General features: G+C 46.0%; 24 protein-coding genes. 7 read left to right on the plus strand and 17 right to left on the minus strand.

The features are described from left to right. Positions 1-336 precede the first annotated feature (336 nt). Positions 337-618, minus strand: coding sequence for a hypothetical protein (locus V7051_RS20305; RefSeq protein WP_333878112.1), 282 nt, complete (start codon positions 616-618; stop codon positions 337-339). A gap of 46 nt (positions 619-664) precedes the next feature. On the opposite strand from V7051_RS20305, the gene V7051_RS20310 reads away from it, so the two are divergent. Then, a complete protein-coding gene (locus V7051_RS20310) occupies positions 665-967 on the plus strand; it encodes a hypothetical protein (RefSeq protein WP_333878114.1) in 303 nt (100 codons plus the stop codon). 283 nt (positions 968-1,250) lie between these two features. Here the strand turns inward: V7051_RS20310 and V7051_RS20315 are convergent, their stop codons facing one another. The 7 genes from V7051_RS20315 to cydD all read right to left on the minus strand — a co-directional run bounded on the left by V7051_RS20315 (position 1,251) and on the right by cydD (position 10,655). Next, a complete protein-coding gene (locus V7051_RS20315; protein WP_333878116.1) occupies positions 1,251-2,210 on the minus strand; it encodes a hypothetical protein in 960 nt (319 codons plus the stop codon). A gap of 333 nt (positions 2,211-2,543) precedes the next feature. Then, complete coding sequence (locus V7051_RS20320) at positions 2,544-3,887, minus strand: carbohydrate porin (RefSeq protein ID WP_333878170.1); 1,344 nt, start codon at positions 3,885-3,887, stop codon at positions 2,544-2,546. 265 nt (positions 3,888-4,152) lie between these two features. Then, complete coding sequence (locus V7051_RS20325) at positions 4,153-5,079, minus strand: YfdX family protein (protein WP_333878118.1); 927 nt, start codon at positions 5,077-5,079, stop codon at positions 4,153-4,155. A gap of 486 nt (positions 5,080-5,565) precedes the next feature. After that, on the minus strand, positions 5,566-6,477 hold the full coding sequence (locus tag V7051_RS20330; protein ID WP_333878120.1) for a phospholipase D-like domain-containing protein: 912 nt from the start codon (positions 6,475-6,477) through the stop codon (positions 5,566-5,568). Then, complete coding sequence (locus V7051_RS20335; protein WP_333878122.1) at positions 6,444-7,205, minus strand: phospholipase D-like domain-containing protein; 762 nt, start codon at positions 7,203-7,205, stop codon at positions 6,444-6,446. The genes V7051_RS20330 and V7051_RS20335 overlap by 34 nt, the downstream gene beginning before the upstream one ends. A gap of 31 nt (positions 7,206-7,236) precedes the next feature. Next, on the minus strand, positions 7,237-8,916 hold the full coding sequence (cydC, locus tag V7051_RS20340; protein ID WP_333878124.1) for a thiol reductant ABC exporter subunit CydC: 1,680 nt from the start codon (positions 8,914-8,916) through the stop codon (positions 7,237-7,239). Further along, complete coding sequence (gene cydD, locus V7051_RS20345; protein WP_333878126.1) at positions 8,913-10,655, minus strand: thiol reductant ABC exporter subunit CydD; 1,743 nt, start codon at positions 10,653-10,655, stop codon at positions 8,913-8,915. The genes cydC and cydD overlap by 4 nt, the downstream gene beginning before the upstream one ends. Positions 10,656-10,865: 210 nt before the next feature. Between cydD and V7051_RS20350 the strand changes: the two genes are divergently transcribed. Genes V7051_RS20350 through soxZ form a run of 5 tightly spaced genes read left to right on the plus strand, consistent with a single transcriptional unit; the run spans position 10,866 to position 13,910 of the window. Continuing rightward, on the plus strand, positions 10,866-11,696 hold the full coding sequence (locus V7051_RS20350) for an OmpA family protein (RefSeq protein WP_333878128.1): 831 nt from the start codon (positions 10,866-10,868) through the stop codon (positions 11,694-11,696). Positions 11,697-11,701: 5 nt separating this feature from the next. Then, the gene (gene thiD / locus V7051_RS20355) at positions 11,702-12,490 is read left to right on the plus strand and encodes a bifunctional hydroxymethylpyrimidine kinase/phosphomethylpyrimidine kinase (RefSeq protein WP_333878131.1); all 789 of its coding nucleotides are present in this window, start codon (positions 11,702-11,704) and stop codon (positions 12,488-12,490) included. Next, positions 12,490-13,107 carry a thiamine phosphate synthase gene (gene thiE, locus V7051_RS20360; RefSeq protein ID WP_333878172.1) on the plus strand — a complete coding sequence of 206 codons (618 nt, stop codon included), beginning with the start codon at positions 12,490-12,492 and terminating at the stop codon, positions 13,105-13,107. Before thiD ends, thiE begins: the two co-directional genes overlap by 1 nt. Positions 13,108-13,138: 31 nt before the next feature. Continuing rightward, a complete protein-coding gene (gene soxY, locus V7051_RS20365; RefSeq protein WP_333878133.1) occupies positions 13,139-13,597 on the plus strand; it encodes a thiosulfate oxidation carrier protein SoxY in 459 nt (152 codons plus the stop codon). A gap of 1 nt (position 13,598) precedes the next feature. Beyond that, complete coding sequence (gene soxZ, locus V7051_RS20370) at positions 13,599-13,910, plus strand: thiosulfate oxidation carrier complex protein SoxZ (protein ID WP_333878134.1); 312 nt, start codon at positions 13,599-13,601, stop codon at positions 13,908-13,910. 595 nt (positions 13,911-14,505) lie between these two features. Here the strand turns inward: soxZ and V7051_RS20375 are convergent. The 5 genes from V7051_RS20375 to V7051_RS20395 form a co-directional block, all read right to left on the minus strand. Then, on the minus strand, positions 14,506-15,576 hold the full coding sequence (locus V7051_RS20375; RefSeq protein WP_333878136.1) for a L,D-transpeptidase family protein: 1,071 nt from the start codon (positions 15,574-15,576) through the stop codon (positions 14,506-14,508). 50 nt (positions 15,577-15,626) lie between these two features. Next, a complete protein-coding gene (locus V7051_RS20380) occupies positions 15,627-16,286 on the minus strand; it encodes a DUF2182 domain-containing protein (RefSeq protein ID WP_333878137.1) in 660 nt (219 codons plus the stop codon). A gap of 92 nt (positions 16,287-16,378) precedes the next feature. Further along, entirely contained in the window at positions 16,379-16,987 is a 609-nt protein-coding gene (locus V7051_RS20385) for a DUF1326 domain-containing protein (RefSeq protein WP_333878139.1), read from the minus strand. A 9-nt stretch (positions 16,988-16,996) separates the two neighbouring features. Continuing rightward, positions 16,997-17,728, minus strand: coding sequence for an SDR family NAD(P)-dependent oxidoreductase (locus V7051_RS20390; protein WP_333878141.1), 732 nt, complete (start codon positions 17,726-17,728; stop codon positions 16,997-16,999). A 76-nt stretch (positions 17,729-17,804) separates the two neighbouring features. After that, complete coding sequence (locus tag V7051_RS20395) at positions 17,805-18,458, minus strand: DUF938 domain-containing protein (RefSeq protein ID WP_333878143.1); 654 nt, start codon at positions 18,456-18,458, stop codon at positions 17,805-17,807. A gap of 164 nt (positions 18,459-18,622) precedes the next feature. Here V7051_RS20395 and V7051_RS20400 point away from each other — a divergent pair, with 164 nt between their 5' ends. Beyond that, positions 18,623-20,182 carry a sigma 54-interacting transcriptional regulator gene (locus V7051_RS20400; RefSeq protein ID WP_333878144.1) on the plus strand — a complete coding sequence of 520 codons (1,560 nt, stop codon included), beginning with the start codon at positions 18,623-18,625 and terminating at the stop codon, positions 20,180-20,182. A 590-nt stretch (positions 20,183-20,772) separates the two neighbouring features. Here the strand turns inward: V7051_RS20400 and V7051_RS20405 are convergent. The 4 genes from V7051_RS20405 to V7051_RS20420 all read right to left on the minus strand — a co-directional run bounded on the left by V7051_RS20405 (position 20,773) and on the right by V7051_RS20420 (position 24,881). Continuing rightward, entirely contained in the window at positions 20,773-21,009 is a 237-nt protein-coding gene (locus tag V7051_RS20405; protein ID WP_333878146.1) for a DUF2442 domain-containing protein, read from the minus strand. Positions 21,010-21,022: 13 nt separating this feature from the next. After that, positions 21,023-21,292 carry a DUF4160 domain-containing protein gene (locus tag V7051_RS20410; RefSeq protein ID WP_333878147.1) on the minus strand — a complete coding sequence of 90 codons (270 nt, stop codon included), beginning with the start codon at positions 21,290-21,292 and terminating at the stop codon, positions 21,023-21,025. 61 nt (positions 21,293-21,353) lie between these two features. Continuing rightward, a complete protein-coding gene (locus tag V7051_RS20415; RefSeq protein ID WP_333878150.1) occupies positions 21,354-24,299 on the minus strand; it encodes an SMEK domain-containing protein in 2,946 nt (981 codons plus the stop codon). Between the two features lie 246 nt (positions 24,300-24,545). Next, complete coding sequence (locus V7051_RS20420) at positions 24,546-24,881, minus strand: nucleotidyltransferase substrate binding protein (RefSeq protein ID WP_333878152.1); 336 nt, start codon at positions 24,879-24,881, stop codon at positions 24,546-24,548. Positions 24,882-24,921 lie beyond the last annotated feature (40 nt).

The following is a 24,921-nucleotide window of genomic DNA, read 5'->3' on the forward strand; positions in this document are numbered from 1 at the left end:
ACGTCCGGTTCTGTGAGAGCCTCAAGGGGCAGTTCCTTGGGGCTACTCGACCTTGGCTGTATTAAGCCGCCCGCAATTGGAAAACAGCTTTCAAATTTTTCCACTGATCATCGCGCCTTTGCTATAAAAAAAACATATACCTTTATTATCAATAATATATAAATTAATTTTTGGATAATTTTAACGCTCTTTTCGGTGTCAATTTGGTAAAATTTTGGCGCTGTTTTCCATCGCGAATATCTGATCCCCATTTATATACTAGCGCTTCCTTATGTATTCCAGACAATTTATAAGATTTTTGAGTCGTGATTTACTCTCCTCAACACAATAACAGTGTTAAACCAACCAGAAAGCAGAACAGTAATTCCTGCTTTTTAACTTGCTAATTGTTGCTGACCACAGGAGAAAATTATGCATAACACAAACTGTTTTAAAGAAGATAGCCAACTGACCAAGATGAGGTTTAATGCCAAGCTGCTGTTCGAGGTGGTTTTGCTCCTTTTCTTTGCTAGCCGTATTACCCGTATCAGCTGCGCCTTTTTTATTGGGTTCATATGTTTTTGGAGCAAATCTCGCTATCACCCCTGCCCCAACTAGCATTCCTTTCAGCGACTTCAAAGTCAACCAACTTATTATCAATAAGCGCCTAGGGTCACTTTTTCTGTTGTCTCATTTAACACTAGGACAAGGCAATGGCATTGATCCCTTAACAGAACCGGTAACACTCAGCATCGGTAACGCCACGGTGAAGATTCCTCCCGGTTCATTCCACAAGATCCATAATTTGCCCTATTCTTTTGTAGGTGAGATAGACAATATTTGGGTTGAGGTACTCATTAAACCGCTGGGCGGTAAGCAGTTTGGTGTTCAGGTATCGGAGTACGGTACACGGCTAAGCAGTATCGCAAAGCCGATAGAAATAAAACTTACGATCGGCGATGATACCGGAACGACTTCGTTCAAATAATCAATAATAGAACCTATAAAGCTTAAGTATTTGCACACAATGATAACTTGACGGACATATTGTTTATACTCAACATCACCACAAGCAAATGTCGGGCAACGAAAAGCAGTTGCCCGATCTCAAAACTGAATGCTTTCAACCATGGCTCTTTGAAGTAACGCTGTAAGGCGCGCAATAGCGTAGTGCACTGCGTCGCATGGCGAGATTACCATACAGCGCAATACGCGATACAACTGCTATTGCGCTCTACGGGTTGATATTCAAGGTAGGCAAGAGACTCTTATTACCACTTAACCGCAGCAAAAGCACGCGACAATACAGCTCTGGCCTTGAACATTGAATTTTTCGTATCTTCGGCGGCGCTACTCGCCTCGGCTTTGGCTTGTTCGGCACTGCGGGAATGATCCAGGATGAGAGCTGTGGCCTCTTGGGCCTGCTCATGCAATTTCCGCGCATCATCACGCAGTCTCTGCGCATCATCGCGAGCCTGTTCAGCCAAGCGCTGGGCATTTTGAGTTTCGGAAAGCGATTGTTGCAGTTGTGATAATACAAACTCGGCCTGTCGATGAAGACCCCGTATCCTGTCCATAGCCGTTTGCGCTTCGCTGAGCTGTTGTCCAATTTCTTGAGCACGACTGGCCGACTGCTCACTAAACTGGGCAGCTTGGGCGGCATGTTCCTGAGATTGGCTCACAGTCTGGCCGGTCAAATAGGCGGATGTTTGAGCCTCGCTGGCAAATCGAGCGGCTTGTTGTGCTTCATTCTCCGCCTTAATCGCTGCTTGGGCTGCGGTTTGGGCGCTACCGCTTGCATCCTGAGCTGAGTGCCCGGCATTTTCAGCCTGTTGTTGGGCCTGCTGGGCACAATCTTGCGCTGTCTGAGCAGAAGCCTGGCTTTCAGTCGCCGCATTCGCGGCTGTTTCGGCGTGGTTGCGGGCTTGTTGCGCCTCATCCTCCGCCTTAATCGCTGCTTGGGCTGCGGTTTGGGCGCTGTCATTAGCGCTTTGAGCTGAGTTACCGGCATTTTCAGCATGTGTTTCAGCATGATGAAGAACTAATGCGGCTTGATGTGCATGCTGATCAGCTTGAACGGCACGTTCGGAAGCTTCTTGTGCCTGTCGTTCAGCGGCTCGTTGGGATTGTTCAGCAGATAGATAGAGGTCTTGACAACGGTTTGCAGCCTGTCTGGCGCGTTCGGCTTCTTGGTTAGCAATTTCGGTTGCTTCGGAAATATATTCTGACATGAGCGTTACCTTCTTTTTATGTGGGCAATTTATTATTATGGATTAAAGCCGCTTGGATTCTAGCAGCAAAAGTAGTGCCTGAACAGCTCAGTAAATACCGTCTCTCTGCCTCTTGCAAGTAAAAAAATTGGGCCAAAGGATTTACTCGATTTAAGGATAGAAAAGGCTATATGGACCGGCGCAAGCGATGGCCATGCCGTTTGTTACGCTTCGTGTACTCATTCAAGGTGGCTAACCATGGCGAAAGTAAAGATACAAGGTTGGGCTAGGTAGGAAGCATAATACTTTTCAGCTCTGATCCGTTGGGCTTCCTTGGTCAACACAACCTGCATATTAAAATTCCAAATGAACCCTGGCCCCATAAATATCAACAGGGCCGCGATCTGAGTTGTAAGCCGGGTTGGCTAAATGTTGATAGTCAAGAGACATCCAGACAGAATTAATGACATGACATTGGTAGTAAATATCTACAACCTGCTCGGGTTTGTAATTAATCTTGCCGTCGCCTATAAACCCATCAATTCCGCCCATATTCAAATAGGTGACATGCCGGCTTGAAATCCAACTTTGCGCATAGCCAAGTCCTAGCGTATCTTTTTTCCGCCCCCAACGAAGGCCTTTCATAGCCGCACCAAAAGATATGGATCGATCGGAAGAAGTATAAGAATAAACTTCAGTTTTGCCGTCTGAATACATGCCTCTGAAAAAGACACCTATATCTTGTGTGATACTTTGTTCCAGATTGAAGCCGACCCCTATTTTTATGTTAGGTTTTCTAGCCCAACAAAGATCAGGTGCCGAGGCATTATCGGAACCGTAATTAAAAGCGGTGCATGTTGTGGCATTCTTGTTCGGATCGACTTGGAATGCCGTAATAGCATCGCTAAACGCCCCCGATCTTTCGCGGTTCCTATAGACCAAAACTTTTAATGCCCCCGGCTGCCCTTTGAGAATATGTTTATGTTCAAGTTCCGCCTGATCGCCATAAAAATTGAATATGTCGAAATTCAAGGGTTCATCGTTAGGGCTTTTAGGCGTGGCAAATCGACCGAACCGAAACGCCCAATTATCAAAATAATATTCCCCAACCATACCCCAGGAATAGCCTCTTGCATCGGCAGCAAAATCATAGGCGGCATTGGTCATAAAAGCCATATTAAGAAATTGATGGCGAAGATCCCCTGCATAGATATTTTTATCAAAAATATCTATGACACTTAAATGGCCTGCGGTAACAATAAAGCGGCGACTTTCAACGGCCCCCGCTAGTTGTAGAGCGCTGGAATCAACCTCACTACTTTTTCCACCTAGCGATAAGGTTTGTGTATAAAATGCCCTTGATAAATACCAGGTGGAACTTGCCGAACCATTTTTCTGCAACTCAAAATTTTGAATGCTTCCGCCTATCCCCTTTAACCCGGAAAGTGGTGTTTCGGAAATCATTTCCGGGGCTAGATAAAATTCCCCGCCCATCCAGGTTTTAAGTCCGATATATGAAGTAAATGTCGCAGTAAAGCTGCGCTCTGCGTTAGGGCGTAATGAGTTGGGCGTTCCGTTCAAATTGGTGTAAGCCGCAGAGAACCTATCTTTAAAGCTCGAAATATAAGTTGCTTGCGAATAGGCGTTCCATCGTTCATCTTTCAGGTCATGCCAATCAAGATCGGACAATACGCCCATTAGTGAAAATTCGTCAGGATTATTTAATTCGGGATAATTGGCATCTTCAGCTTGTTCGGCTTGAGCCGTTGAAGTCGAAAATACGACGCACAGCAACAACAATTTTGAAATCTTCATCCAGTTTTAACGAGTCTGGCCATTTTTGATTTAACTCACATTTGCATACCCTTGTAGATCGGGCAACAGCTTTTCGTTGCCCGATTTTTGATGTATGTGAATATCGGGCATAAACAGCTTGTCCGACCTACATGGCTATACCGTATGATTATTTTTTAGGTTGTATGATTTTATTTCTTAAATCAGTCAAAGTTTGCTTAACTTTTTCCCATGTTGCCGCCGATTTTTCGGAATGCATGGTTTCTTTAATTTCATCAATTGCTGTGTAAAGCAACTTGTAATCATCTTTTCCGCCATAACCCAGCAATTCAGCGATTTTTAGTTTTTCTTTTGCAGCATCAGCAAACTTGAGCACTTCAGCCCTGCTGTTTTCCTTGGACATATCTTCTTTATGTTCCACTCTGGAGGCTTCGGTTAATAGTGCTTCTGCACGGAGTATGGGTAAAGGGATAATTTCTGTACGCTCAACCAGAGTATTTAACACTTCATCCAAAACAAACGCTGCTTCGCTTATTTTTCCTGCGTCAATTAGAGCCACCGCATTTTTAATCGCTAACGGAAAGGTACTAAGAGGAATATTGATTGTGGTGATCTGCATTTCACTCGCCAATCCCGCCAGTATTTGTCGAGCGCCTTGCAGTTTTCCGCTATCGAGCAAATCATCCGCCTGCTTAAGTTCTTTTTTGATAGCCTTCGCATCGCCCTCAAAATCAAAAATATCGGCTTCAACATCAGCAGAAACTAAAGCCAAATCTGGATTATTAGCCAGAATAATATCCAACTTTTTTGATACGGCCTGCAATACTGCAAGGGCCGCTTTGGGATCGTTTTTCTCTAAATCAATCAGGGCTTGTTGAGTACCTGCCACAGTATCTTTAGCTTCACTGGCAATTTGCTGACTTTTTTCATTTAATACTTTGCGTTTGATAGCTGACGAACTTTTATCGGGACCTGAAGATGAGATAACTGAACTTGATTTTTTTTCAGCATCTGCAAGCACATCTACAGCAAAGGGCAACGTTGAAACCAAAATTAACGCAGTGTATCTAGCTATTTTATGAACATGAGTTTTCATTATTTTAGTTTGATTAGTTAGAAGTAAGCTTTATCAGAAATTTAAAAATATCTTAATTTTTAAATTGTTCTTTTTGTTAACACTTAACATTAAAGCTATTTCTATGCCAATAACTGAAAACTAAAAAGGCTCATTAATTCAGTAACTAATAGTGATGAAGAAGAAATAAAACACGCCGGTACAAAGTTAAAGGTGCAAAAGAACCGATTTATAACCCTCATTTCAACCGATTGTTGATTTTATCTTAGCGATATTATTACCAAGAATTCACCATCAACACGTCCAGAGCGTTTTTTCTTGGTGTTACTATACAATCAGAATAACTTTTATCGGAAAGGATGAAAACCAGCCAATTATCTTTAAACTTCTTTTTCGAACATGGACTTATGTCATCGTAAAACGGCTACACTAAGATCGAACGCGATCTAAACTATAACGCAGTTATTCCATGTACATGTGGGGCATTATGTACGCGCTTTTGAACGCCTAGAGCTCGTCATCAAGCGGAAGTATTGACATTAAATCTTCTTTTATCAGCTGGATAGAGCTTTTCGAGGGCTCGGACGTATACTCTGTTAACTTGTCATTTTCCTTTGTGACCCAAATGAGCGATTCGGATGTGTTAGCTGGTTCACGCATCAGCAAAACTTCGTAACTATTTGAGACGTCCGTCAGCCTTTCAAAACGTTCCAGAGCCTGCTTTGCCAACTCAGGACTATGAATTATTAGCCCAATCTCAGTATTAAGGTGCATAGACCGCTGATCGAAATTCATCGAACCTAGAAAAACTTTCTGGCGATCAAAAATATACTGTTTGGCATGTAACCCATAATTGCCATAACGAGTCAATTTCTTGGATTCTCCGCTTCCACTCGCTTTTCCAGGTTTTGCGCGTACTTCATACAGTTTTACCCCGAGCTTCAATAGCGGTTTGCGGTAATTTGAATACCCGGCATGAGCTAAAAGCTCAGGAGTGGACTCCAGTGAGTTCGTCAAAACACGGATTGATACATCATGACCATGCAATATCCGGAAGAGCTTCATACCCTCATCGCCAGGAATAAGGTAAGGGGTAATAATTAGCAATTCCGATCGAGTTGATTCAACAGCTTCTTTGATAGGTTCGTAAATCAGGCTTCCCGCCAAGCCATCGTCCTCGACATCTTTTTTATACGGACTGTCATAAACCAGCTGTGCCGTAGCCCATGTCAGGTTTGGGCTGTCGGTAAAAAGTCGATTCAAAATTTGGCTGGTATTAATGCGCTTAATAAAAGATTCATCTTGTTTTTCTAAGTCCCTCAAGTTTATTGTCAGTTGCTTCTTTAAGTGGTCTAAAGCATCGGTTGTGGTAAGTGCGGGATCGACTATTTGCGCAGGTATTGAAGAACGCTGTTCCAAAACTCATCAAAACTTTGAGATAGCTTTTTGACTATTGGCCCTACGGTGAATACATCGTCATCTCCAAGTTGAGAGTCAGGATCAACCTGAAAATATTCATCGCCGATATTTCGCCCACCTATCAGCGCAACAGCATTATCAGCAATAAACAATTTGTTGTGCATTCGATAGTCAAGCTGAGATTTATTAGCTTTAATTTCCAGCAATCGCACGAAATCGTTATGCCCACGAAAGTAAAACGGGTTGAACGTGCGGACTTGTATATTAGGATGCGCCGCCAAAGACAGTAATTGTTCATCTCCATCCACAGTGCTGCCATCGTCAACCAGGATGCGAATCTTGACGCCCCGATCGGCAGCCCTAATCAACTGCTCTGTTAACGCCATGCCGGTTTTATCTTGCCTAAAAATAAAATACTGCAAATCTAAAGAGGCTTGGGCTCTGGCAATTAATTGATCTCGCGCAATGAAACCATCCAAGCCATTGTTAAGAACGCAAAACCCGGAAAATCCGGCATGTTGTTTCGCCACGTTGATAAAGTCACGACCTAGTTTTGTATTCTCCGGGTGATTAAAAGCTAAGGAGTACGATTGATATAAATAGAAATGCTGGGGAAAAGATGTACATGCCGCCAGATAGATAATAAACAACAGAGGAAATTGTTTAAGCATATAAAAGTGTTTTATTTGTTTGAGTTTCATTTTTCTCTTTGCAAAGATCTCATCCATTTTTTTCCGGCTTTTCGTGGGATTGAATAATTTATAACTCTCGTAAAACCCCTTGCTCCATGCCATAAACAATATCGACCAAGCCCAACCCGGCTTCACGATGCGTCACCATGATGACGGTTTTGTCCCTGGTAAAATCCGCCAGTGCTTTGAACACATCCCGTTCCGTATCGCTATCCAATCCTTCGGTCGGTTCATCCAGAATCAATACCGGCGCATTTTTAAGATAAAGCCGCGCCAAAGCGATACGCCGCGCTTCCCCGCCCGATACTTTGACGCCGCTTTCGCCTACCCAAGTCTCAAGGCCTTCCGGCAAATAGCCGATCAAGTTTTCCAGTCCCGCCGCTTTAACAGCAGCATTCAGCTCTGTGGCCGTGGCATCCGGTTTAGCTATTAACAGGTTTTCTTTAATCGTGGCCGCAAACAATTGGCTGCGCTGGGACAATACGCCAAAACAAGTCATTAGTTCATCGGCATCCATTTGCCTGATATTTTGCCCGGCCAATAACACACTGCCTTGTTCAGGATCGTAATAGCGCATCAATAACTGCAATAAAGTGGTCTTACCCGAGCCGCTGGGGCCGACAATAGCGACTTTACCGCCCTGCGGAATAGTCAGGCTGATATTTTTCAGCACCCTGCCCTGCTGGTCCGAATAGCGAAAGCTCACATCGCTTAACTGCAAATCGTAACTGCCGGGCAATGCCAACGCCTGAGCTGGCGGGATGATTGTCGGCGGCATCTCGGTAACCTGTCTGATACGCCGGGCCGCTTTTTGGGTTTTTGCCAGCATTTGCATGGCTTGCGGCAACGGCATCACTAATTCAAAAGCCGCAATCACACAAAAAACGACCAACACGGAATCCGGTCCCGATAACAGGCCGTCTTTGAATGCAATCGCTGCAAGCACCAAGGCCATTAATAATGTTATCTGCGACAGCAATAAGGTGAAGGCTGAAGAAATCGCCGCCAAACGGTTGTTCTGCCGCTGGATGTTAATCATCAAATCGGAAAACTGCCCGAGCTTATCGCTAAATCGCCGGTAAGCCTGATTAACGATTAAATCCGCCAGCCCCTGGATCATATCGATTTGCCGAATCCGGAAATTTGCGGCCAATACGACGATTTCTTCCGCCCCCGCACGTCCCAAACGATTAAAAACCCACGGTACCCAGATCGAGGCAATGATTAACATAAGACAGGTCGCCAAGCTGATGACCGGCGAATAAAATGCCAAAAAGACAGTCACTGCGGTTATCCCAATCGCCGCCACAACGGCAGGTGCCAACAAGCGTAAATACAGCGCATCCAATGCGTCAATATCCGCCGTCATGCGCGACAGTAAATCACCGCTGCGCATAGCCGACAACCGCCCCGGAACCAGCGGAATAAGCTGCTGGAAAAACCAGCTGCGTATCCCCGCCAATACCCGAAACGTCGCTTCATGAGTTACGACCCGCTCGCCATAGCGCCCCAATGTGCGGGTAATCGCCAAAGCGCGTATTTGTGCAGCGGGCAACATAAAGTTAAAGGCCAGCGTATTGCCGTCAATAGCGATTAATCCTGCGATAGCGGAAGCGCTGATAAACCAGCCCGACAACGTTAATAACGCGATAGAAGCAAATGCAGTCAGCAATGCCAAAAAAATTCCGCTCGCTAACCAGGTGCTATGCGGTTTGAATAATTTCAGGAAAAACCACAAATCGTTCATGGCACAAGCCGTCCTTGCTGTAATTCTACCTGTCTGTCCATTCGCTGAATCACCTCAAAATCATGACTGGCGATAATCAGGGTTTTATCTGCAAACAGTTGATCGATCACATCCAGCAGCAACGTCTTGTTGGCCGCATCGAGATTGGCGGTAGGCTCGTCCAGCAGGATAATGTCGGCATCTTTTAAAAACGCCCTGGCCAGCGCGATTCTTTGCACCTGCCCGCCTGACAAGCCATAGCCCCGCTCGCCGATCGGGGTCAGCAATCCTTCCGGCAATTGTGCGCTGAATTCAGTGACGCCGGCCGCTTGCGCCGCATCAGCAATGCGTTGTTCGGACGCATCGGGATCGGCCAACGCGATATTGTCTTTGATACTGCCATGGAAGATATAGGCATTTTGTCCTGCCCATGCAATGGCTGTTGCGGCATGCTCTCGGCTAACCGTTTGGCCGTTAAGTAATACTTGACCCTCTGTTGCCGACTCAAAACCTAATAACAAATTTAAAAGCGTTGTTTTTCCAGCCCCGGATTCACCGGTCAAGGCGATTTTTTCACCGGCTGCAATGTGCAGATTAATATCTGTCAAAACTTGCCGCTTACCATAAAATTTACCGACATTGTTAAATTCGATCAGGTTAATCTGAGAGTCCGAGGTACGAAGCGCATCGTTCGCGAATGATGCGCCTCCTTCGACATTCAACTCCTCAGTATCTTGTTCCAATATTGCCAAGATAGCATCAGTCGCGCCTAACGCTGCGGCCCGATCATGATAATTGACCGCCAATTGCCTTAGCGGCGTAAAAAACTCAGGCGCCAGCAGCAGCACAAACAGCGCTTCGCTTAACGTAATCTGCTCGGCCGGGCCGAAATGAATCTGTCCTAATAAACCCAGCCCGACATAGACGGCCACCAGCGCAACCGCGACCGCGCTGAAAAATTCCAGAATGGCCGAAGACAAAAATGCAATGCGCAGTACCGCCATGGTTTTTTCCCGAAAACCGTCGGCAATATTGTTGATATTATCTAACTCCTGAGTCGCCTGCCCGAACAACTTTAATGTCGCCAGCCCTTGCAAACGATCGAGAAAATAACCACTCATTCTCGCCATCGCCAAAAACTGGCTGCGATTTGCCGAGGCCGCGCCCATGCCGACTAAAGCCATAAAAACCGGCACCAGCGGCCCGGTCATTAAAAAGATTAAGCCAACCACCCAATTGATCGGCATGATCACGATAATCATGATAATCGGCAATACGCCGACGATCATTTGTTGAGGTAAATAACGCGAAAAATAATTTTCCAACGCATCAACCTGCTCTAACGTAACGGCTGCCAGCTCACCGCTTTGCCGCTGCTTAATCGCGGCAGGCCCCAGCGTTAAAAACTTGTCGAACAACTGTCGTCTGACCGATGCCCTGACTTGTGCGCCGGCTTCGAATCCCAATATTTGATGCCAATAAACGCATGCGCTACGCAGGATAAAAACAACTGCCAGTATGATGAATGGCGTAATTAAAGACGCCCACGGCAGCTTGTCGATAATGACGGCTTGCAGGCTATAAGCCAGTGCTGCCGACTGGACAATCACACCCAAGCCGCTGGTAATGCCGGCCATAGCAGCAAATAAAATAGGTTTGCGAACCGCTTTGCTTTGCGCTTTTAACCAAGCTGCACAGGTTTTTTCCCGGGCCTTGTTTTTATCGAAATAGGCTTGATTGTCTGTTTCTGTTAACTGCATGGTTTACGTTACTTGTTGTATTGACGAATAAGCATAACACACCGACTTTAATTGAAACCTTTGCGATGCTGCGATGCACCGCCAACATCGACACTATTTGTTCAGCTTAAATTTATTAAGGGCGTTATATAATGATAATACCGCTCTGAAACCAGAGTTCTTGAACCGGCTTCATTAGAAGTCTTATCCAAATTAACCAGGGTTATTCCTATGAAGAAAAAATTATTGATGATAGGTATAAGCTCCGCTCTTTTGACGGCTTGTATCACTGATCCTTACACCGGAGAATCCAGTCTCGGCAAGACGGCCATGGGCGGCGGCATAGGCGCGGCGACCGGAGCCGGAATAGGGACTTTATTTGGCGGCAACGATCTTAAGAATGCCGGTTGGGGCGCTTTGGCCGGTGGTGTCGTCGGTGCCGCCGTGGGTGCGTATATGGATCACCAACAACAAGAAATGCAGCAATCGTTGCAAGGCACCGGTATCGAAGTGCAAAGGACATCGCAAAACACGCTTAACCTGACCATGCCAAGCAGCGTTACTTTTGCGTTCGATTCGGCAACTTTAACGCCGCAAGCGCAAAGTGCCCTGGATTCGGTAGCGAAGATATTAAACCAATACCCGGATTCGACAATCACTGTAACCGGTCATACCGATGATGTCGGTGCGGATAGTTATAATCAGGTACTATCCGAACGGCGCGCCGCCAGTGTTTCGAGTTATTTAGCTCAGCATGGCGTCAACTTTTCCCGCCTGACCCAGCAGGGCATGGGCGAAAGAATGCCGAAAGTGCCTAATATAAACGAGGCGAATCGCGGACAAAACCGTCGGGTTGAATTGGCTATTGTCGCCAATAACAATGCGGGGGCGGCGCAACAACAACAACAACAACAACAACAACAACAACAACAACAGAATCCTCCTCAGCAGCAGGGTTATCCGCAGCAACAGAGTTACCCTCAACAGCCAAGCTATCCGCAGCAACAGGGTTACCCTCAGCAGCCAAGCTATCCGCAACAACAATATAATTACCCTCAATAACGATCATGAGCTTAATCCGTCCCGTCGTGCTTTCATTTTCCGGCCATGACCCCAGCGGAGGCGCCGGGGTTCAAGCCGACATTGAGGCCTTGGTCAGCCATCGCTGCCATGCCGCCAGCGTCATCACAGCCTTAACCGAACAGGACACCCGGAATGTAAAAAAGCTCATTCCGCAAAGCCCGGACGCCATTATCAGTCAGGCTAACACCTTATTGGACGACCTACCGGTTAAGGCTTTTAAAATCGGTTTAATCGGCCATCATGAAACCGCAGCCGCTATTCATGCAATATTAAAACAGCATCCGCACATTCCGGTTGTGTTGGACCCGGTTCTGGCGGCGGGCGGAGGAGCTGAACTGTCGAACGATCGGCTGATCGCAACTATTGTTGATTTACTATTGGCCTGCACTACGGTGCTAACGCCGAATAGCGAAGAAGCCAGAAAACTGACGGGATTAACGGATCTTTACGACTGCGGTCTGGCATTACTGGAAAAAGGCTGCGACTATGTGCTGATTACCGGCAGCCATGAAACCACGCCTTCGGTCAGCAATCAGCTGTTCCATGACCGGCGCAGTTGGGAAACCTACACCTGGGACAGATTGCCGTTCAGCTATCACGGCTCAGGCTGTACGCTGGCTTCCAGTATTGCAGCGTTGATCGCGCACGGTCTGGAACCTTTGCAAGCGGTCATGGAAGCGCAGGAATACACATGGAATTCATTAAATAACGCTTACCAAGCGGGCAAAGGCCAGCATATTCCCAATCGATTTTTCTGGATGGATGAAGAGTGATTAAATTCCCTGCAAGCGGGCTGTACGCGATTACCCAAACCGAAAACAAATCCGGCGACACCGTAATCAACGAAGTAGCCGCGGCCATTCAAGGCGGCGCAGTCATTGTGCAATACCGGGACAAAGATCCAGCTGACGCACCCTTTCTTGCCCGAGAGCTGGTCAAAATCTGTCATCAATATAACGTCCCGTTACTGATCAATGATGACGTCGAACTCGCGGCACTGGTTGGCGCAGACGGCGTCCACCTCGGCAAAGAAGACGGTGCGGTTACCGAGGCAAGAAAGCGGTTGGGCGATGACGCGATTATCGGCGTTTCCTGTTATAACTTTGTCGATCAAGCCATAGCCGCTCAACAACAAGGCGCAACTTATGCAGCTTTCGGGCGGTTTTTTCCGTCCTCGTCAAAACCGCTGGCAGCGCCGGCCCGGATCGAAACATTACGGCAAGCAAAACGTGCGCTGACTATCCCGATTGTTGCCATAGGCGGCATTCTGCCGGACAATGGCGCGCAATTGCTTGCAGCAGGAGCCGACTTGTTAGCGGTCATCGGCGGACTATTCGACGATCAGCCGGAACAATCGGCCCGGGCTTATCAGGCCTTATTCAACCGCTAAACGCTTTAAACCAGGCCGGGAAAACATAAGCATGACCGACAGTCGTAGAGCATTCATCAAAAAGTCTGTTGCAATCAGCGGTTATTCAATGATTGCGCTAGCCTCGCCCAAGGCAAACGCAGAATGGCTAACCGAAACCACATCGACCGACATACTGCAACAGACCTTAAAGCGTTTGTTCAAAGACCAGAAAATCATCGAGTCCGATAAAATCGACATCCGGATACCCAAAACCGCGGAAAATGGCGCGGCTGTTCCTATTACCGTAACGAGCAGTCTGAATAATGTTGAAAGCATCGCGATCCTGGTCGAAAAAAACCCCATCCCCTTGGCCGCTAAATTTGAATTATCGCCAGACCTGGCGCCTTTTGTATCGGCCCGCTTAAAAATTGCCGAGTCATCCGCTGTAGCCGTGATCGTAGAAACTGACCAAGGTTTTTTTACCGCCAGCGAGAAGGTCATCGTTACTCTTGGCGGCTGCGAGATTTAACATGTCGAGCATTAAAATCCGCACCAAACGCATGGACGGCAACACGCAAATCAGGATGCTGATAGCTCATCCGATGGAACACGGGCGTAATCGTGACGTCAAAACCAATGCACTAATTCCCGCGCATTTCATTCAGGAAATCACGGTAGAGCATAATAAAAACGTCATTATTACCGGCAATACAGGCGCCAATATTTCTAAAGACCCTTATTTTGCTTTTATGCTGAAAGGCGGCAACGTCGGCGATAAAATCACCATCAGTTGGGTGGATAACCTGGGCAATGAAGATACCCAGGATCATATTATTAACTGATGTTACGCAAACGCATGATAAAAAAGCGTCGTCCACGAAAGCCAAAAGTAGGCGCCTCTAGGCGACACAAAAAGCACGAAAAGAAACGCTTCCAAGGACTCCATCGGCAAAGCCTATCCAGCCTCATACCTGTCCTGAGCATAATCGAAGGAGGCACTTTCGAACCCAGCCGGACGGCGGTTGTTGTTCCATTCGAAACGTCCCGCCTGTTCAGAGCGTTGCCGGTTAGACCTTCCAGGTTTTTAAAACCTGGAAGGTCTGCCGTTCGGCTTGTTTCCCGCCTGATGCTTTTTCATTAAACTGAATGGTAGGATGTCGTCTGGATAAATTTGTCTCAAGAACCTCGAAAGGGATGTGGAGAATGCCGGGTAAGTCGCCGTCAGCGACAAATCTACGGTTGATATTTTTCGTGCTTTTTGTGTCTTTCGTGGACAGTGCGTAACATCAGTTATTAACTAACTTTACAGAAGCATAAAAAACACTACGAAGAACACGAAGTCTTATCTTTTCTTCGTGCCCTTCGTGTCTTCGTGGTGAAAGTTTCTTAACTATTGCGTAATGTCAGTTGTTAAATAAATACTTCCTCTCAGCTGTTCTAAACGCCATGATAATACCCTCCTTTAGACCCATGACCAGTCGGTAACGCTACCGGCAATGTTTGCTGCGGCGACCTTTGATATAGTGCAACCGGGTTTCCATCCAAAACTGTAAGCGCTTGAGTCAACGCTTTCCGGTCAAGCTCAGGCATAGTCTGCGCCGCGCCAGCTCCCGACTGGCTTGCGGCATACACATCATCTCTGGCGATACCATTGGCTTTTTCAATCAGCTTCAATGCAACATCCAATTTCTGGTCCAGCGTTGTTTCCTCTCCTTCCAGATCGGGATGCGCTTCGATGTAAAGCGTATTGTCCAACCAGCCAACCTTGATCGGTTGTTTGACAATATAAACCGACGTTCCAACCGGAACCGAGTTATATAAAGCTTCAATGTCTTCAGGATACATGCGCACGCAACCGTGTGTTATCTGCATGCCTATGCCGTAAATCTTGTCGATATCGGTACCGTGAATCAGATAACCGCCGGGAACGGCCAGATGCAGCATATAAGCGCCCAATGGATTATGTGGACCGGGCGGAACCACCGCAGGCAACGGATCGCCGTTAGCCGCATGTTCGCGCCTGATGGATTCCGGCGGATGCCATGCCGGGTCTTTGACTTTCTGTACAATGCTGGTTTTACCCAGAGGCGTTTTCCAGTCTTGCCTGCCTATGCCATGAGCATAAGACATAACCTGAGGCGCTGACCCTTTTTGAATAGGCGGATAATAATACATACGGTATTCGGCGATATTCAGGGTAATGCCTTCGTGCGGCGTATCCGGCAAAATACGTCTGTTGGATAAACGAACAATCTCGTCTTTTTTGACTTGCCAACGATCAACGTCGGGATTCAACCGCACGATTTCCGTCTGCCCCAAAAGAAAGCGCCTCGCCACATCCGGTAAAGTCTCGTTTTGTTCGGCACGCGTTAAAGGTACATCGTCATGGAATTGAGTGATGACACTATCATTGCTGTTTTCCGGCAAGGTATAGGTCGTTGCATTGGCAATACCGCTGCCGGTAGCGGACAATAAAATCGAAAGAGCAAATAGTGAACGAACTTTCATTACGATAATCTTCTCAGGTTTATTAACAGGAATTTAACAGCAGATGATTTTTAAGCAATCAACAGGAAAGCGCCCCACACAATAAAAGCGGCACCTATCGCTTTGCAAATAAGCTTTGACTGAACAGGCATGGATTTCTCCGCTATAACCAATAAAGTCATCAAAGCCATGCCCAGCAAATTCATCACGCCCACGACGAACATGATCAGCATTTGCGCCCAGCAACAGCCCACACAGTTTATGCCATGTTTGACTCCCATATTAAACGCGCCTGCGGGGCCATCCTGCCATTCATTTAATAAAAAGCCCATCGGGGTTTTGCAATGCACTAAACAGGCATTTTTTATCGGCATAAATTGATAAAAGCCTGCCAGAAACAAAATACCGGCTGCCGATATTGAATTTTGATTATCCATCATCGGTGTCAACCAAGCCAATCCATACATTTGCCATTGCAACAGCGTTAACAAACTGCTGAATAACAGCCATATTCCCAGATAAGCCGAAATGAACAGGTAAGTTAATTGGGGTCCACTGTTTCGCTGCCGGCACACACGGGCAAACGCCAGAATCATCGGAATCGCAGAAGGCAGCATCATTGCAGCCATCATGACCGCCCACATAAAATAAACCAACGCAAAATCGATAAAACCCCATGCCAATGGCTCCGAGGGCGGCATCCACATGCTAGACACCGGTTGAGATGTCATTTGGTTATGTTGATAAAACAGATAACCCCAGGCAGCAAAAATCGATATCAGCACACTAGCTAAAATTGAACTCTGTGCTTTAAACCAGCCCATTACGGCCGATAAACAAATGCTGAGAAAAAGCCGTTACGCTCGGAAAACTGCCAGTTTTTATCATAATCCTGGTACTGATAGTTTTTTGACCTGGCAACCACCGCCGGATGACTCGTTACCACGCATAACGGCGGATTGCTTATGCTCGCTTGCCCGCCTGTTATACCTTGAACGCTTTCAATATCGGCCTGGGCTATACCGGGAATAATCAATTGTCGGCTGTTACCTTGTTGCTGATAGTCGATTTTTACTTTTTTCACACCCAGAACCTTACTGACAGAACTCATCAAAATGGCAGGATGCCCGCCTTGCTGACCGCTAAAGATTTTCACAATCGCATCAAGCTGGCTGTCATCAGCGCGCTCGTCAACATACAAAGCCGCCTGCCAATTACCGTCTTTCATATGTCCCGGCGAGTAACATGCCATCGCAACATTTAAATCATCCAGCACTTGATCATCCAGGTGTCCTTGATCAATATGCCACGCGACCAGTAATTTGCAATCGCCTTCTGTCGGCGGTTGCAGCCAGACACAAGGACAGGCGGTTTCGCAGTTACAGGTTTCAAAATAACTACCCTGTAAAATCCAGTTTTTGATTTTAGACATAGCTACCTCCTAAAACGGCTCTTTAAACGGTCTCAAATCCAGTTCATGAGTCCATGCACTGGGATGTTGTTTATGGATGGCCCAATAGGTTTCGGCGATGGCATCCAGTTGTAACAAACCATCCTTACCTTTGGCCTTAACATACTCAGAGAATTGATTATTCGCCCGCTCACCGTCAATCACGCCGTCAATCACAGCATGAACCACATGTATGCCTTGCGGCGAAAACTCTCTTGCCATGCCTTGCGCCAATGCCCTTAAACCGGCTTTAGCGGCTGCGAATCCGGTGAACGGCGGCCTTGCTCTGAGTGACGCTGTCGCCCCGGTAAAAATCAGCGTTCCTCTATGTTGATCTTTCATCACGCTAAGCGCTTCCTTGCCGAAAAAGAAAGCACCCAGGCAATTTTGCTTCCAAAGCGTGGTAAAAGTTTCCTCATCCGTTTCCAGCAAAGGCGACGAGATATTGCTGTCTACATTATAAGCGGCAATATCAATGGGATAACCATCCAGCCCGGCCACTTTAAATAAATGCGCCACATCGCGTTCAATCGTTGCATCGGCAAGCACAGTGCTGACTGAGCCGCCTTTCTGCCTGATTTTTTCCGCTACCCGTTGAAGCCTATCTTCACTTCGACCGGCGATATAAACGTGCAAACCTTTTGCTGCAAAATATTTGGCAAGCGTAGCGCCCAAGCCTTGCTCAGGACCCACTCCGATAATTACGGCTGAACATTTTTGCATAGACTTAACTTTCCAGATTTAACTTCATTGAAAAGAGGTATAAGACACACTTATACACCTTACACCTCTCGCCTAATTACTTTCTGCCAAATATCAGCGAGAAATTATTAGCAGGCATATTGATCTGCTCTTTTAACTCCAGTCCATGATTTTCCGCCGCCTTTTTCAGATCCGCAACATCTTTTAAACCCCATTCCGAAACGCCTGCCGAACTTAATGTTTCATGAAAATCTTTATTGGAATCAGTCGTGAAAGTTCCTTCCACCTTAAACGGACCGTAAACCAGCAAAAAACCATGTTCATCCAATAAATGGGAAGCACATTTCATCATGCCGTCGGCAATTGAAATGGGCGCTACCTGGAAAATATTGATACAAAAAATCGCAGCAAATGAATACGGCTTGCCTGCATTAAACCAGGTTTCAGCGTTAGTTAAATCCAGGTGGGCGGGATCGGCAATATTATCGTTCTTGTGATCGATGGACAGCTTCTTGATATTCTCAAAAACGGCTTGATCCTTGTCGGAAGGATGAAAATGCAAGTGCTCGAAATGCGGTGCAAAATAATTAATATGCATTCCGCTGCCGCTGGCAAGTTCCAACACATTTGCCGGATCTTTAGGCAACTTTTCTTTTAAAACGCCTAAAAGCGGTTCGCGGTTGCGGTTTCCGGCCCAAGCTACATATTCGCTTAACGGATGCGGATCTAAAGGTGGTTTATCTTCGCTCATTTTCAACTCCTCGTTGTTATCGTTATGTACGTCTATGATTACAGCAAGTGTTATGCCAGTCATTATCGAAAGCATTTCTTTTAAAATACAATAACTTGATTTTTAGCTTTACCTATTTAAGGAAGCTGTGCTTCAATTAGCGAAAATTTACTTCACAAAACATCATGAACAATAACTCCCTTTCCGATCTAACACCTGCTTTTTTTCTGCAAACCTTCATCCTTGAGTTGATGCACGCCAGCGAACAACAGGGACAAAAGCACTGCGAACAATTGATTGAGCACATTGCGAAGACTGCCGGCTGTTTTTTTGAAGAAACCTATCGGGAAGAAACCCATCACAGCGAATTACTCGACCAGCAAAGCTATATCGAACTGATCCTCGGCCTTAAAAACAACATCGGCGGTAAATTTTCTCTGGTTTCCGGCAATTCCGATTGCATTACCGTGACCAACAGCTGCTGTCCTTTTGGCGACCGGGTCACCAATTTCCCCGAATTATGCAGAATGACATCCAGCGTCTTTGGCGGCATTGCAGCCAGAAATTTCGGTTACGCCAAAGTGGAAATCAAACAAAGTATTGCCCGCCATGACGGTCAGTGTGAAGTTTGCGTATACACCAACCCGAACGCGGCAAAAGAGCGTCCGGGAATGGAATACACCGATACCACGCCGGTCAAGGAAATGCAGGACATTAACGAGCTGCACTCGCGCATTGAGCAGAGCATGCAACAAATCTGGCGCAAACAAAGCAAGCAACCTGCAAAAAAACATCAACCTCCGGCAATTATTGCCAAATCGCCGACCATGCAAAAAATCCTGCAAGCCATCGAAGTGATCGCACCCACCTTGGCAACCGTGCTGATTCACGGCCAAACCGGCGTCGGCAAGGAATTGATTGCCCGCGCGATACATGCAATGAGCGACCGCAGCAATAAGCCCTTTATCCCGATCAACTGCGGCGCAATTCCCGAAAGCCTGCTCGAGAGCGCGCTGTTCGGACATGAAAAAGGCGCGTTCACCGGCGCGGTCGAAGTGCATCAAGGTTATTTTGAGCGGGCCGAAGGCGGCACCTTGTTCCTGGATGAAGTCGATAGCCTGTCCCCCGCCGCACAAACCCGGCTGCTTCGGGTGCTACAGGAAGGTGAACTAGAGCGGGTCGGCGGCAAACAAACCCTGTCGGTTGACCTGAGAATCATCTCCGCAACCAATAACAACCTCGAAGAATTGGTCAAGCAAGCCCTGTTTCGCCATGACCTGTATTACCGCATTAATGTAGTCCGCTTAAGCATCCCGACACTGGCCGAACGCCCTGAAGACCTGCCTTATCTGGTGCAATTGATTGTGCAGCGTTTGAGCAAGAAATATAACAAAGCGGTTGAGTCGGTCAGCCGTGAAGTCATGCAAAAAATTCGCGCTTATCCGTGGCCGGGCAACGTCCGCGAACTGGAAAACATCCTTGAACGCAGCATTTTATTTGCCACCGGCAAAGAAATGACCGAATTGGATTTACCGCTTCAAACCAAAACACCTAATCTTGAGCAATGGAAAGACATCAAAGAACAAGCCCTTGCCAAAGCCGAACAAGCGTATCTTGAAAGTGCACTAAAACAGCATCAAGGCGATGTGAAAAAAGTGGCCGAAGACATGGACATTACATCGCGCGCCGTCTATACCAAGTTGAAAAAGCATGGGGTTAATTTAGCGGAGTATCGTGGAGTTTAGCTGATTAGGTTTGGACGGCTACAATGATCTAAGTTCTCACAGCCGTAGGGCTCGCCATGCGCGCCTTCCCGGATACTTGAAAAATTTTACACTCCCTTTGGCGCGCACGGCACGCCCTACCCGATTTTATGGTTCCCACGCTCTGCGTCACTGCCATTAAATTAAGCACATCGACACTCCGTAAGAGCGGGCCGTGCCCGCGACATTTGCACAGCGATTGCAGATTTGTAGCGCCCTCATCGCGGTCACGGGCCGCCGGCTTAGCTTCATGGCAGTGACACTCTGCGCTGGGACGATGAAAATCTACTTTTCGCTAATTCCCAAGCTCCCGAGACTGTGAAAGTATTCTTGAAAATATGACACATAGTATTTTAGTGACTTGTAAGTCATTGTTTTATTGATCGTGGGAGGGGCTTTAGCCCCGAAGGTCGAGGCTAAAGCCCCTCCCACATGAATACTTTCACAGTCTTTCCCGCTTGGGAATTCAGTACCGGAAGCTCAGCTTCCCGACTCGCAAAGCTACGACTTGTGTATAACGACGAGCGCAGGAGCTTGGGAACCAGCGCAAATATCTTTGCAGTTTTTAAGTGCTATTTTATGTAACGCCCACGCTCTACTATTTGGTCTAAATGAAAATCAAAATCTTCATTCCAATAGATACGTTGATTTTTAAATTTCACGGTATTAAAAAAATCCACGTTATATAACGCCTTGTAGCATGAAATGCGTTCCAGTTCGGCTTTTACATCAAAATCCAATATGGACTGGTTGTCTAAATAAACGCGGACTATGTAATTCTCTTTTGGTTCTACATTGATTAGTTTCATAGCAAGCTCTGTATTATCTTAAAGGTTCAACGCGGTGAAGCTCTTGGCCCGTTATCGCCAGCTTCCAGTCCACCATTAACGATTCTTGATGTAATTCTATCCAAGCTTGCACCAAGCGCGTTTGTTTGCGTGGAAAGTCGCCTGAAATAATTTCACCGTCCAAGATTGAAAATGCCGCTTCGCTGTCCTGATATTCGGCGTGAATATGGGGCGTGTTATGCTGCCCGTTGTCGTAGAAGTACATCATAATTTGGATGCCGTAGAAAACCGATATAGTTGGCATGGCTGTAGTCTCACTGCAAGGGTTGAATGGGGTTTATAGAAGCCGTTTATGCTTAAGTTGTTTAGAGTGGAAAATCCCGCTCAATTACCCGCATTAAACCCAATTGACCGATTTCTGCTATGCGATTTTTGGCTTTTTGCAGGTAATAATCGGCGATTTGGGAGTACAAAACTGGATTTGTACGTTGATGCTCTGGCAGGTCTAGTTGTCTGAGCTTCGCGGCGAATAAGTCCAATTCGGCATCGCGCAGATGATAGCCGGTTTCTTGGATGAGTTGTTTGGCCTCAATGTAGTGGCTTAAAGCGGTGTCGTGATCTTTGATGGCAAGGCTGTAACGTCCGTGTATTAATAAGTAATCCACTGCATACAGTTTCATACCACAGCGTTCGATGATTTCCCAGGCGCTGTTTAAATCGGCTTGGGCTGGATCGAGTTGGTTTTGGGTGAGGTAGAAGTCGGCGCGGTATAGATAAAATAACGGAGTGAATGTTGCTAAGTTTGATTTTTGTATACTCGATACTGCTCGTTGAAAAATTTTTTCTGCATCAGAAAGGTTATTTGAAAAAACACAAATTCGCGCACAGGTAATATTCATTAACGCGTCATCTAGCAAATGTAAATCAAGTTTAGAATTATGCTTCACTATTGCTATTGCCGTTCGCAAGGTATTTTTATCGTAAGCTGTATCTATTAATAAGCCACAATATTCAAAACCAAGCAATGAAGATAAATGCTGGAAGCCATCCTGTTGCTGTAAGATTTCCGCGTGTTGAAAATGTTTAATTGCTTCACTAAGGTTGCCAGTACGATATAAAACTGTCGCTAAATAACATTGGCTTTTTATTTTGCTAAAACTATGTTCACTAAGCTGAGCATACTCTATTTGCTTTTGTGTAACGGTGTCATAAGCTAATTCAAGCTGACCTAAATGTAAGTATAAGTCGGCTAAATTTTGAGCTGCTCTGGTAGTTTCTATCCAATTGTCTAATTTTTCACATAACTTTAAATTTGCCATTCTTGGCTCAATTGCGTCTTGCAAACGTCCTAAAGACATTAAGCAAAATGAAATGTTTCCTAATACTGACGCTTGAACAATTTCAGTTAAGTTCGTATGCGAATAATCATTCCAACCGAATGAAAAAAATGCTGATAAAGCTGTGAGGTCTTGTGAATACGCTCCGAGTTGATGCAGACTATATCCTTCTTGATTTCTAGCAATGCGTTGATAATAAACTTCAGCCAATACTCGTTCGTATTCTTCAGCTAAACATCCGTGTACCATAGCTCGATAAAGTGGCTGCATTTCTTCTAAAGTATCGGGCAATTCTTTTTCAGGTAAATCATAGTAATAGCAAGCTAATACCCAATGCGCTTGTTTAAAAGCTTCGGAATGATTTTCTTTAAACTTCTCCCCAAAATAAGCACGAATAATCGGATGCGTATCCCATTTCAAATACCCAAAACTACCTTTTTTACCCAACAACAAACCGCTTTTTTCTAACCGCAGCTCTACCGCTTGCCTCTCTTTTGCCGTTAAACCGCGTAACGGCTCAGCGTGGCTAGCCTTAGCAATCAAAACCGCTTTTTCTGCCGCGTCCATCGGACGGTCAAACAAACCCATCAACTGCAAAAAACAGCGTGAGGCTTCATCCTGCAAACTATCGTAATAATCCAACACTCGTAACGCATGACGGCTGTCTTTTTCGGTATCGCTATCGCCGTGCGCCGAAGTTAACGGCGGTAACTCCTTTGCATAACGGCAATCGCCTTGATAATGTTCGAGTAACAAATGCCCCATTAACACCAAACTCAAGGCATGACCGTTTAAGTCTTTGCTAATCGCCTGCCGCTCTTCCGCATTGCCCGTTACGCCCAACGCTTGCAACAAATCCGCGCCATCCTCATGCGGCAAAGTTTTCAAATCCAGTGACAAATAATGTTCTACCTGCCATTTTTTCAATTCCGCCAGCGGTTGCCGTGACGAAAGCAACACAAAACTTTTCCCCGCCGTTTGCCGAAAACAGGCGATAAACTCTTTTAACGCGCTGTCTTGCAATTCTCCATTCATCGCCGCCAAATTTTCTGCATATTGCAACGGCTCTAAGCCATCGAGGATCAGTAAACACGGCTGCTCACGCAAACATCGCGCTAACAATCGCGCTTTTTCAATCTCATCTTTGGGAATTTCTGTTACCCCTAAAAACGGCAACACCGCACTGAAAAACGGTTGGGAGTTGGTAAAGGTATTATGCGAACCCTGCGAATAAAACGACCAGCCGAATACTCGGGTTTTGCCGTAATAATTCTGCGCTTCGATTTGTTTTAACCATTCATCGGTCAAGGCGGATTTACCAATTCCGCCCGCCGCGACAATAATCGCTAAGCGTTTGTTGGGATTTTTGAAGGCTTCGGTGAGTTGGTTTAATTCGGTTTTACGACCGATTAAGGCGGTGGTGGGTTCGGGGAGGTGGAAAGTATCGACTTCGGTTGGTGTATCGGCTTTTTCAGCATAAGTTTCTTTAAAATACTTGTGGTTCAAAGCAATGAGTTTGTCGGTCTTAAGATTGTTGATGTCTTTAATTAAATCGCTGCAATCAAACAAGTGCTCGTCAATATTGAGAGCAAAATCGGTGCGTATCTTTTGTTTGCTTTTAGCCGATAAATTGGGCTTGCCCAATAGATAAAACATCCTGATTTCATAACCTTGATATTCAGGCTTTGCCAGCGCTTGAAGGGTGTTGATGATTTTTTCTTTGCTTATCGTGCTGGTGATTTGATAGGCCAGCTTTTGTTGCGTATCCAGCAAGTCTAAACAAGGTGCATTGGCACTTTGAAAATTGGCGTTTTCAAAATGACAACCGTAAACACAATTAAATACATCCCTAAAAAAGTTTTCCGCATGGATATTCAGTGAGTAATCCTGTATCGCTTGGCGCTGTTTAATATCTTGTATGCCAATAGCAAGTTCACGGCTGATATTATTGAACGCTTGTTGTCTATTTTGCATTGTCCGCCTTTAGAAGAAGTATTTTACTGGACGAGGCATTGGTCTCGTTTGTATGCGGTATCAACGAGCTGCGTAGTTACAGATTTATCGTACTCTCGCCCGCTCCTACAATAAGAAAACTATCTAACATGGTTTGCGACAAGCCCAGTTTGGCCGCTGTAGCTGTTTTCATTACAGGTATTTTTGCATGTCCGTTTGCAGCAGTTCAAACAGCGGAAAATAATCGTTTATTATCGCTACAACCAGTTATCCGGCGGTTTGCTCATCGTAGGTATGCAAAGATACATTCCTGCTCCGGATCATCGCCATCCATTGTTCGCCGTCAGCGATCAATGCTACTTTAAAAGCTTCGCGGGTCGCGTCTTTTGAGCCTTTAATCGATTGGTTGCCCTGGTCTTCCAGGTAGTCCTTGAGGACATTCCAGACCAATTCATGAGTGAACTCAAAGGCCTGGATAACGCCTTGTTTCTCCAATAAAGACAATGGACGCTGCTTGCCGAGTTCTATCGCATTTTTAAGCTGCACCAAGGCTTTTTTAAAATTAGCAAAGCGTTGCTGCCAACGAATATCAGAGGTATTCATAAACAAAACCCTCGCTAAATTTTTAATGGGACAACGTTAA

Source organism: Methylobacter sp. (genome assembly GCF_036845245.1).
In the GTDB taxonomy this organism is placed as follows: domain Bacteria; phylum Pseudomonadota; class Gammaproteobacteria; order Methylococcales; family Methylomonadaceae; genus Methylobacter_A.